The sequence below is a fragment of the Rhodobaculum claviforme genome, assembly GCF_016653255.1.
GTDB lineage: Bacteria > Pseudomonadota > Alphaproteobacteria > Rhodobacterales > Rhodobacteraceae > Rhodobaculum > Rhodobaculum claviforme.
Genome location: NZ_NHSD01000253.1, coordinates 1 through 10,430 on the forward strand (window position 1 = coordinate 1; position 10,430 = coordinate 10,430).

Consider the following 10,430-nt stretch of genomic DNA (forward strand, 5'->3'; position numbering starts at 1 on the left):
GCCCCCCCCCGCGGACCCCGAGGACATCGGCGCCGACGACCTGCCCCGCTCGGCCGACGAGGCGCGCGCGCTCGCGGGGTCGGGCACCGCGCTGTTCGTGCGACGCCCGATCCTCGCGCTGGTGGTGTCCGCGCTGATCGTGATCGCCGGCCTTGCGGGCCTGTTCGGCGTGGAGGTGCGCGAGCTGCCCGACGTCGACCGCCCCGTCGTCACCGTCACCACCCAGTTCGCCGGTGCGGCCCCCGAAACCATCGACCGCGAGATCACCGCCCAGATCGAGAACGCCGTCGCCCGCGTCAGCGGCGTCACCGACGTGTCGGCCGAATCGCGCTTCGGACGCAGCCGGATCACGGTGGAATTCGCCGACAGCGTGAACATCGACGTCGCCGCCACCGACATCCGCGATGCCGTCAGCCGGATCTCCAACAACCTGCCCGACGACGCCGACGACCCGCAGATCGTCAAGGCCGACGCCAACGCCGACCCGGTGCTGCGCATCGCCGTGACCTCGTCGATCCGGCCGCCGCAGGACCTGACGCGGCTGGTGGAGGATTTCATCGCCGACCGGCTGATCTCGGCGCCCGGGGTGGCCGACCTTCAGATCTTCGGCGACCGCGAAGCGGTGTTCCGCGTCGATGTCGACATGCTGCAACTCGCCAGCCGGGGCCTGAGCCTCGCGGACCTGCGCGACAGCCTGCGCGACGTGGCCTTTGACGCCCCCGCCGGCACGCTGGGTGGCGAGAGCCAGTCGATCCTCGTGCGCACCACCGCCGCCGTCACCACCGCCGAGGAATTCGAGGCCCTCGTCATCCGCGAGAACATCCGCCTGGGCGACATCGCGCAGGTCACGCTGGGCCCCAAACCCGGCGAGACCCTGCTGCGCGCCAACGGCGAGACCGGCGTGGGCCTCGGCATCATCCGCCAGGCGCAGTCCAACACGCTCGACATCTCCCGGGCGGTGCGCGCGGTGGTGGACGAGCTGCCCTCGATCCTGCCCGACGACGTGACCGTGCGCATCACCTCGGACGAGGCGACCTTCGTGTCGGGCGCCATTTCCGAGGTCCTCAAGACGCTCGTCATGGCCGTTTTCATCGTGGTGGGGATCATCTTCCTGTTCCTGCGCGATGTGCGCGCCACGCTGATCCCGGCGATCACCATGCCGGTGGCGCTGGTGGGCACGGTGGCGGCGATCTACATCGCGGGGTTCTCGGTCAACATCCTGACGCTGCTGGCGCTGGTGCTGGCGACCGGGATGGTGGTCGATGACGCCATCGTGGTGCTGGAAAACATCGTGCGCCGCCGCGCCCAGGGGCTGGGGCCGCGTGCCGCCGCCGTGCTGGGCACGCGGCAGGTGTTCTTTGCCGTCGTCACCACCACCGCGACGCTGGCGGCGGTGTTCGTGCCACTGTCGTTCCTGCCGGGCCAGACGGGCGGGCTGTTCCGCGAATTCGGCTTCACGCTGGCGATGGCGGTGCTGCTGTCGTCGGTGGTGGCGCTGACGCTGTGCCCGATGCTCGCCAGCCGTCTGTTGACGGCCAAGCCGGTGGCCGATCCGCGCGGGCCGATGGTGTGGCTGGGCAACCGGCTGGCCGCGATCTATGGCGCGTCGCTGCGCGCGGCGCTGGCGGCACCGCTGGCGGTGGTGCTGGCGGCGGTGCTGTTCGCCGTCACCGCGCTGGTGGCCGCCGGGCAGCTCCGCCAGGAGCTGACCCCGGCCGAGGATCGCGCCGTCATCCTGATGTCGATCACCGCGCCCCAGGGTGTGGCGCGCGAGTTCACCGACGCCAAGGTGCGCGAGATCGAGGCCATCGCCGAACCCCTGCAGGCCGCCGGCGAGATCACCAACCGCTTTGCCATCATCGGCACCGGCGGGCGCGACAACCGCGCCTTCGTGGTGCTGACGCTGGCGCAGTGGGGCGACCGCGACCGCTCCCAGCAGGAGATCGTGGCCGAGATCAACGCGGGCCTGCGCGACGTGATCGGCGTGCGCGCCTTTGTCATCCAGCCCAACTCCTTGCGCATCCGTGGCGCCGGGCGCGGGCTGTCGTTCGCCGTCACCGGCTCGAACTATGAACAGCTCGGCGATCTGGGCGAGGAGCTGGTGCGCCGGCTGGAGGACGACGGCCGTTTCGGCCGCGTCTCGCTCGATTTCGAGACCACGCAGCCGCAGCTCTTCATCGAGGTCGACCGCGCGCGGGCCTCTGATCTGGGCGTGCGCATCGACGGGCTGGGCGAGGCGTTGCAGGCGGTTCTGGACGGCCGGTCGGTGGGCACGGTGTTCGTGGACGACCGCAGCTATGACATCCAGATGCTGTCCACCGCCCAGCCGGTGCGCGATCCCGGCGATCTGGAGCGGATCTTCGTGCCCGCGGGCAATGGCGCGATGGTGCCGATCTCCAGCTTCGTGACGCTGGAGGAACGCGCGGTCGCGCCCGAGCTGGCGCGCGAGGGGCAGATGCGCGCGGTGGGGATTTCCGCCTCTCTCAGCGATGCGCTGCCGCTGGGCGCGGCCCTGGCCGAGGCCGAGCGGCTGGCCGCCGACCTGCTGGGCCCCGACCAGCGCATCGTGCCGCTGGCCGAGGCCAAGACGCTGGACGAGACGTCGGCCGGGCTGCTTGTGGTGTTCGGCTTTGCGCTGCTGGTGGTGTTCCTGGTGCTGTCGGCGCAGTTCGAAAGCTTCGTGTCGGCGGTGGTGGTGATGTCCACGGTGCCGCTGGGGCTGGCGTGCGCGGTGTTCGCGCTGCTGCTGACGGACGGGTCGCTGAACGTCTATTCCCAGATCGGGCTGGTGCTTCTGGTGGGGATCATGGCCAAGAACGGCATCCTGATCGTGGAGTTCGCCAACCAGCTGCGCGACCGCGGCGCCAGCGTGCGCGCCGCCGCCGAGGAGGCCTGCGTGATCCGCCTGCGCCCGGTGATGATGACCATGGCCTCCACCGTGCTGGGCGCGGTGCCGCTGATCCTGTCCTTCGGGGCGGGCGCCGAGGCGCGCGAGGCGCTGGGCTGGGTCATCGTCGGCGGGCTGGGGCTGGCCACCCTGTCCACGCTTTACCTGACGCCGGTGGTGTTCGTGCTGCTGGGCGGCCTCAGCAAGGCGCGCGCGGCCGGAGAGGCGCAGCTGGTGGACGAGCTGGCCGAGCTTGCGCCAACCGCCCCGCGCAGCGCCTGATACAACGCGGAACGCCGGCCCCGGAGGGCCGGCGTTCACGGTGTCGCGCGGGCCTCAGCGGCCGGGATAGAGCGGGAAGCGCGCGCACATCTCCAGCACCTCGGCGCGCACGGCGGCCTCCACTTCGGCGTTGCCATCGGCGCCGTTGGCGGCCAGCCCGTCGACCACCCGCACGATCCAGTCGCCGATCTGGGCGAACTCCGGCTCGCCGAAGCCGCGCGTGGTCCCGGCCGGAGAGCCCAGCCGGATACCGCTGGTGACCATCGGCTTTTCATCGTCGAACGGGATGCCGTTCTTGTTGCAGGTGATGTGGGCGCGGCCCAGCGCGGCCTCGGTCGCGTTGCCCTTCACGCCCTTGGGGCGCAGGTCGACCAGCATCAGATGCGTGTCGGTGCCGCCGGTGACGATCGCCAGCCCCCCCGCGACCAGCCGCGCGGCCAGCGTCTGGGCGTTGCGGATCACCTGGCCCTGGTAGTCCTTGAACTCCGGGCGCAGCGCCTCGCCGAAGGCCACCGCCTTGGCGGCGATCACATGCATCAGCGGCCCGCCCTGCAGGCCGGGGAAGATCGCCGAGTTGAACTTCTTGGCCAGCCCTTCGTCATCGGTCAGGATCATCCCGCCGCGCGGACCGCGCAGGGTCTTGTGCGTGGTCGTGGTCGCCACATGCGCATGCGGAAACGGCGAGGGGTAATGCCCCGACGCCACCAGCCCGGCGAAATGCGCCATATCCACCAGCAGATACGCGCCCACCTTGTCCGCGATGGCGCGGAAGCGGGCGAAGTCCAGCACCCGCGGGATGGCCGAGCCGCCCGCGATGATCAGCCGGGGCTTGTGCTCCAGCGCCAGCCGCTCGATCTGGTCGTAGTCCGGGGTCAGGTCGTCCTCGCGCACGCCGTAGTGCACGGCGTTGAACCACTTGCCCGACATGTTGGGCCGCGCGCCGTGGGTCAGGTGGCCGCCCGCGTCCAGGCTCATGCCCAGGATGGTGTCGCCGGGTTGCAGCAGCGCGAGGAACACGCCCTGGTTGGCCTGGCTGCCGGAGTTCGGCTGCACATTGGCAAACCCGCAGCCGAACAGCGCACAAGCGCGCTGGATCGCCAGCTCCTCGGCCACGTCGACGTGCTGGCAGCCGCCATAGTACCGCCGGCCGGGATACCCCTCGGCATACTTGTTCGTCAGGACGGAGCCCTGCGCCTCCAGCACCGCAAGGCTTGCGATGTTCTCGCTGGCGATCAGCTCGATCTCGTCGCGCTGTCGGGCCATCTCGGCGGTGACGGCGGCGGCAAGCTCGGGGTCGCGGCTGTTCAGGGTCTCGGTGAAGAATCCGCTGTCGCGGTGCGGGGCGTTCATGGCGGCCTCCTCGGGCTGGCACGGTGTGGGATGGCACATAGCCCATACGGCGCGGTCCTTGAAGCGTGATATCGCCGCGCCCGGCGGGACGATGCCGCGCAGGTCCGGGTTGTGTTCGCCCGCCCGGCCCGCCACAACCGGCACAGTGCAGGGAGCGACGCCATGGCCGACCGACGCAAGATCGCGTTCCTCGCCAGTCCCACGGACGACGCGCAGGCCGCCCGCGCCGAACTGGTGGCCCGCTACGGCGATGTCCCCGCCGAGGAGGCCGAGGTGATCGTCGCCCTCGGCGGCGACGGCTTCATGCTGGGCACGCTGCACGCCACCCAGCACCTGCCGGCGCCGGTCTATGGCATGAATCGCGGCACCGTCGGGTTCCTGATGAACGATTATGCCCGCTCGGGCCTGACCCAGCGGCTGGCGGTGGCCGAGGAAACCGTCATCAACCCGCTGCACATGCACGCCGTCACTGTCGGCGGCACGGTGCACGAGGCGCTGGCGATCAACGAGGTGTCGCTGCTGCGCGAGGGGCCGCAGGCCGCGCGCCTGCGCATCAGCGTCGACGGTCGTGTCCGCCTGGAGGAGCTGGTCTGCGACGGCGCGCTGGTGTGCACGCCGGCCGGGTCGACGGCCTACAACTATTCGGCGCACGGGCCGATCCTGCCCATCGGATCGGCGGTTCTGGCGCTGACGGCGATGTCCGCGTTCCGGCCGCGCCGCTGGCGCGGGGCGCTGCTGCCCAGGACGGCGGTGGTGCGCATCGACGTGCTCAACCCCGCCAAGCGCCCGGTGATGGCCGATGCCGACAGCCGCCCCGTGCGCGATGTCGCCTGGGTCGAGATCCGCTCGGAACCCGCCGTGGCGCATCGGTTGCTGTTCGACCCCGGCCACGGGCTGGAGGAGCGGCTGCTGCGCGAACAGTTCGTCTGAGGGATCAGCCGAAGGTCGCCCCGCTGCGGGCCATGTCGCGCAGCCGCGCGGGCGGATCAAAGCGCGCGCCGTGATCGCGCGCCAGCGCCTCGGCCGTGGCCACCGCCCGGTCCGCCCCGATCCGGTCGAGCCAGGCGAACGGCCCCCCCGACCACGGCGCAAAGCCCCAGCCCAGGACGGCCCCCACGTTGCCCTCGCGCACATCCTCCAGCACGCCATCGTCCAGCGCGCGGACCGCCTCCAGCGCCTGCACGAAGATCAGCCGGTCCCGAAGGGTGGCGATATCCGGACGCGCCCGCCCCTCCAGCCCCGGCCAGAGGCCCGTGCGCCGGCCCTGCGCGTCATAGTCATAGAACCCCGCCCCGGCCTTGCGGCCCAGCCGCCCGGCCTCGGCCAGCGCAAGGATCACCCGGTCGGCCCGGTCATCGGCCGCGGCCCGCCCCTGCGCGGCGCGGGTTTCGCGCGCGATGCGCACCGCAAGCGCCACCGACACCTCGTCGATCAGTTGCAGCGGCCCCACCGGAAAACCCAGCTGCCGCGCGGCGTTTTCCACCAGCGCGGGCGCCACCCCCTCGGCGATCATGCGTACCCCTTCGTTCAGGAACGGGATGATGCAGCGGTTGGCATAAAAGAACCGCGCGTCGTTCACCACGATCGGGGTCTTGCGCAGGTGCCGGGCGAAGTCGAACGCGCGGGCCACGGTCGCGTCGGATGTGGCGGGGCCGCGCACCACCTCCACCAGCGGCATGCGGTCGACGGGGCTGAAGAAATGCAGGCCCACAAACGCCTCGGGCCGCCGCAGGCCACGGCCCAGATCGCCAATCGGCAGGGTGGAGGTGTTGCTGGACAGCGTCGCGCCGGGGGCGTCGGCCTCGGCGCGGGCCAGAACCTCGGCCTTGAGGGACGGGTCCTCCGGCACGGCCTCCAGAATCAGGTCGCATCCCCGCAGGTCCGCGGACGCCGTGGTGATGCGCGCCAGCGCGGCGGCCGCGCGATCCGACGATATCCGGCCGCGCGCCACCGCCCCGTCCAGCGCACGGGCGATGGTGTCGCGGCCGCGCGCGGCGGCGTCCGCGGTGGCGTCGGTCAGCACCACCTCGATGCCGGCGCTGGCCGCCGCCTGCGCGATGCCCGCGCCCATCATGCCGGCGCCGACCACGCCCAGCCGCGCCACCCGCCCCTGCGGCGCCGAGGGGCGGCGGGCGCCCTTCTCCAGCGCGGATTTGTCCAGGAACAGCGTGCGGATCATCGCCTCGGCCGTCGGGTCCATCAGCACATGGGTGAACCAGCGCGCCTCGATCCGCAGGGCGGTGTCGAAATCCACCAGCGCGCCCTCGTACATCGCCGACATCAGCGCGGCGGCGGCGGGATAGACCCCCTGCGTGCGCCCCGTCACCATGGCCGAGGCGCCCACGAAGGTCGGAAACCCCGCCGTGGCATAGGGCGCGCCGCCCGGCATGCGATGGCCCGGCAGGTCCCACGGCCTAGTGCACTCGGCCGCCGTCGCCCCCCGGACCCAGGCGATGGCGCGCGCCAGAAGGTCATCCGCCGGCACGACCTCGTCAACAAGGCCGGCGCTGCGGGCGGCCTCGGGCGCGACCATGCGCCCCTCCAGCAGGAACGGGGCCGCGGCCATCACCCCGAGCTTGCGCACCAGCCGGGTGGTGCCGCCGGCGCCCGGGAACAGTCCGACCTTGATCTCCGGCAGGCCGATGCGCGCATCCGCCCGGTCGGCCACAAGGATGCGGTGGCAGGCCAGCGCCAGTTCCAGCCCGATGCCGACGGCGGTCCCCGGCAGCGCACAGGCCACCGGCTTCGCGCCCTGCCGGGTGGCCGGGTCCATCCCCGCCCGCTCGATCCGGCGCAGAAGGGCGTGGATGGCCTGCACCGCGTCGAAGATCCCGCGCGCGGGGTCGGCGCCCGCCGCGCGCTTCATCTCGGCCAAGAGGGCCAGGTCCATGCCCCCCGCGAAATCCCGCCCGGCCGAGGTGATGACGATCCCCCGCACATCCCCATCGCCCAGCGCGGCGTCGACACAGGCCGCCAGATCCGCCAGCCCCGCCCGCGTCATGACGTTCATCGACCGGCCCGGCACGTCCCAGCGGATCACGGCCACGCCGTCGTGCATCTCGGTCCGGAATTCGGCCATGGCTGCCCCCTCGCCCCTCAGACCCGCTCGATCACGGTGGCCACGCCCATGCCGCCCGCCACGCACAGGGTGACAAGGCCCGTGGTCGCGTCCCGCCGCTCGATCTCGTCCAGAAGGGTGCCGAGGATCACCGCCCCGCTGGCGCCCAGCGGGTGGCCCATGGCGATGGCGCCCCCGTTGACGTTGACGCGCGCGGGATCCGCGTCGAACGCCTGGAGGAACCGCAGGACGACGGCGGCGAACGCCTCGTTCACCTCCATCAGGTCGATGTCCCCCAGCGCCATCCCGGCCGCCGCCAGCGCGCGTTCGGTCGCGGGAACCGGGCCGGTCAGCATGATCGTGGGCGCGCACCCCACCCGCGCGGTGGCGCGGATGCGCGCGCGGGGCCGCAGGCCGTGGGCCGCGCCGAATGCACGGTTGCCCACCAGCACCGCCGCCGCCCCGTCCACGATGGCGCTGGAGGTGCCCGCGGTGTGCCGGTGCGCGATCCGCTCCAGATGGGGGTGTCGCATCAGCGCGACCGCGTCGAAGCCGGGCATCCCCTGCCCCATCCCGGCAAAGGCGGGCTTCAGCGCGGCCAGGGCGGCCATGTCGGTCCCGGGGCGGATCGCCTCGTCCCGCGCGAGGATCTCCAGCCCGTTGATGTCGCGCACCGCAACCACGCCCCGGACAAAGCGCCCCTCGTCCCAGGCGCGGACGGCGCGGGCATGGCTTTCGACCGCCAGCGCGTCCAGCGCCTCGCGGGTGAACCCGTATTCCGTCGCGATCAGGTCGGCCGCGATGCCCTGCGGCACGAAATGCCGCGCCATCGCCACCGTCGGGTCCACCGCCAGCGCCAGCCCGTCCGAGCCCATCGGCACGCGGCCCATCATCTCCACCCCGCCGGCGATGATGCCATCGGCCATGCCGCAGCCGACCTGGGCCGCGGCCATGTTCACCGCCTCCAGCCCCGAGGCGCAGAAGCGGTTGAGCGATACGCCCGGCACCCGCTCCGACAGGCCGGAGGCAAGGACAGCGGCGCGCGCAAGGCACCCGCCCTGCTCACCCACCTGGGTGACGGTGCCCCAGATCACATCGTCCACCGCGTCCGGGGCCACGCCGCAGCGCGCCACCACCGCGTCCAGCATCAGCGCCGACAGCCGCAGCGCCGTGACCTCGTGGAGGGCCCCGTCCGCCCGCCCCCGCCCGCGGGGCGCGCGCACGGCGTCATAGAGGAACGCGTCCACCGCGGATCAGGCGCCGGGAAAGGCGCGCGGCATCACGTCATAGGGGTGCGCCCAACCGGGGATCTGGGCGATCCGCTCCAGCCAGGCGTCGATGGCGGGCCAGTCGGCACGCTCCAGGCCCTTCTCCTCGGGGAAATACAGGTACCCGGCGAGCGAGAAATCCGCGATCGTCGGCGCGGTGCCGACCACCCAGCCGTGCGCCGACAGGTGGTCCTCCAGGATCATCGCCCCGGTCCTGGCGCGGCCGCGCAGATAGGCGATCACCTCCGGCACGCGTTTGTCCGGGGCCAGGAAGTTCTGCATGAAGCGCAGCTGGGACACGATGCCCGTCAGCTTGTGATTGTCCCAGAACATCCAGCGCAGGACCTCGCGGCGCTCGGCCGCGGACTGGCCGCCGAAACGGCCGGTCTTGGACGACAGGTAGTCCAGGATCACCGCCGACTGCGTCAGGACCGTGGTGCCATCGACCAGGACCGGCACCTCGCCCATGGGGTTGAGCGCGCGGAAATCCGGCCCCCGCGTCTCACCCGCAAAGAAATCCACCGGGCGCAGGGTCCAGTCGACATCCATCGCGCGCAGCGCCAGCGCCACCTTGTAGGCGTTGCCACTTTCGCCAAAGCCGTACAGTTCCATTGGATCCCTCCGCTGCCAGCGGCCAGCCTAGACCGACCGCCGGCCGGGCGCCATGGCCCGCGCGCCGGGGTCAGCCCTTCATGCCGTCCCAGAACCCCTTGACCTTGTCGAAGAACGAGCTGCCCTCGGGATTGTTGTGTTCGCCCAGCTCCTCGAACTCGCGCAGGAGTTCCTTCTGGCGGGCCGTGAGGTTGACCGGCGTCTCCACCGCCAGCTCGATCAGCATGTCGCCGGTCATGCCGCCGCGCAGTTCCGGCATGCCCTTGCCGCGCAGGCGCATCTGCCGGCCGGTCTGGCTGCCGGCGGGGACCTTCACCCGGGCGCGGCCGCCATCGATGCTGGGCACCTCCACCTCGCCGCCGAGGGCCGCGGTGGCCATGCTGACGGGCACGCGGCATTGCAGGTGCACGCCGTCACGCTGGAACAGCGGATGCTCGCGCACCTCGATGAAGATATAGAGGTCGCCCGCGGGGCCGCCGCGCACCCCGGCCTCGCCCTTGCCGGCCAGGCGCATGCGGGTGCCGGTCTCCACCCCAGCGGGGATGTCCACCGACAGCGCGCGGGTCTTTTCCACGCGCCCGGCACCACCACAGGCCTTGCACGGGTTCTTGACGATCTGACCCAGCCCGCCGCAGGTGGGGCAGGTGCGTTCGACGGTGAAGAAACCCTGCTGCGCCCGAACCTTGCCCAGCCCCGAACAGGTGGGACAGCTCACCGGCTCGGCGCCGCCCTCGGCACCGGTGCCGTTGCACGAATCGCAGGCCGCCAGCGTGGGCACGCTGATCGACTTCTGCACGCCCGAGAAGGCCTCCTCCAGCGTGATCGCCATGTTGTAGCGCAGGTCGCTGCCGCGGCTGGCACGCCCGCGTGCCCCCGCCCGGCCGCCCCCCATGAAGTCGCCGAACAGATCCTCGAACACATCCGAAAACGCTGAGGCGAAATCCGGGCCGCCGCCATAGGCCCGCGCCCCACC

General features: G+C 72.0%; 7 protein-coding genes. 2 read left to right on the forward strand and 5 right to left on the reverse strand.

Going from position 1 to position 10,430, the window contains the following annotated elements; genetic code table 11:
- The first annotated feature begins 40 nt into the window (after window positions 1–40).
- Entirely contained in the window at window positions 41–3,169 is a 3,129-nt protein-coding gene (locus tag CCR87_RS09305) for an efflux RND transporter permease subunit (RefSeq protein WP_201157258.1), read from the forward strand.
- 54 nt (window positions 3,170–3,223) lie between these two features.
- Here CCR87_RS09305 and glyA read toward each other — a convergent pair whose 3' ends face one another.
- Window positions 3,224–4,519, reverse strand: a complete 1,296-nt coding sequence (gene glyA / locus CCR87_RS09310; RefSeq protein WP_201157252.1) for a serine hydroxymethyltransferase — start codon at window positions 4,517–4,519, stop codon at window positions 3,224–3,226.
- 162 nt (window positions 4,520–4,681) lie between these two features.
- Here glyA and CCR87_RS09315 point away from each other — a divergent pair, with 162 nt between their 5' ends.
- Complete coding sequence (locus CCR87_RS09315) at window positions 4,682–5,449, forward strand: NAD kinase (protein ID WP_201157253.1); 768 nt, start codon at window positions 4,682–4,684, stop codon at window positions 5,447–5,449.
- A gap of 4 nt (window positions 5,450–5,453) precedes the next feature.
- On the opposite strand, the gene CCR87_RS09320 is transcribed toward CCR87_RS09315, so the two are convergent.
- The 4 genes from CCR87_RS09320 to CCR87_RS09335 all read right to left on the reverse strand — a co-directional run.
- Window positions 5,454–7,598 carry a 3-hydroxyacyl-CoA dehydrogenase NAD-binding domain-containing protein gene (locus tag CCR87_RS09320; protein ID WP_201157254.1) on the reverse strand — a complete coding sequence of 715 codons (2,145 nt, stop codon included), beginning with the start codon at window positions 7,596–7,598 and terminating at the stop codon, window positions 5,454–5,456.
- A gap of 17 nt (window positions 7,599–7,615) precedes the next feature.
- On the reverse strand, window positions 7,616–8,824 hold the full coding sequence (locus CCR87_RS09325; protein WP_201157255.1) for an acetyl-CoA C-acetyltransferase: 1,209 nt from the start codon (window positions 8,822–8,824) through the stop codon (window positions 7,616–7,618).
- A 6-nt stretch (window positions 8,825–8,830) separates the two neighbouring features.
- On the reverse strand, window positions 8,831–9,457 hold the full coding sequence (locus CCR87_RS09330) for a glutathione S-transferase family protein (protein WP_201157256.1): 627 nt from the start codon (window positions 9,455–9,457) through the stop codon (window positions 8,831–8,833).
- Between the two features lie 70 nt (window positions 9,458–9,527).
- A partial coding sequence (locus tag CCR87_RS09335; RefSeq protein WP_201157257.1) for a molecular chaperone DnaJ occupies window positions 9,528–10,430 on the reverse strand: 903 nt, incomplete at its 5' end.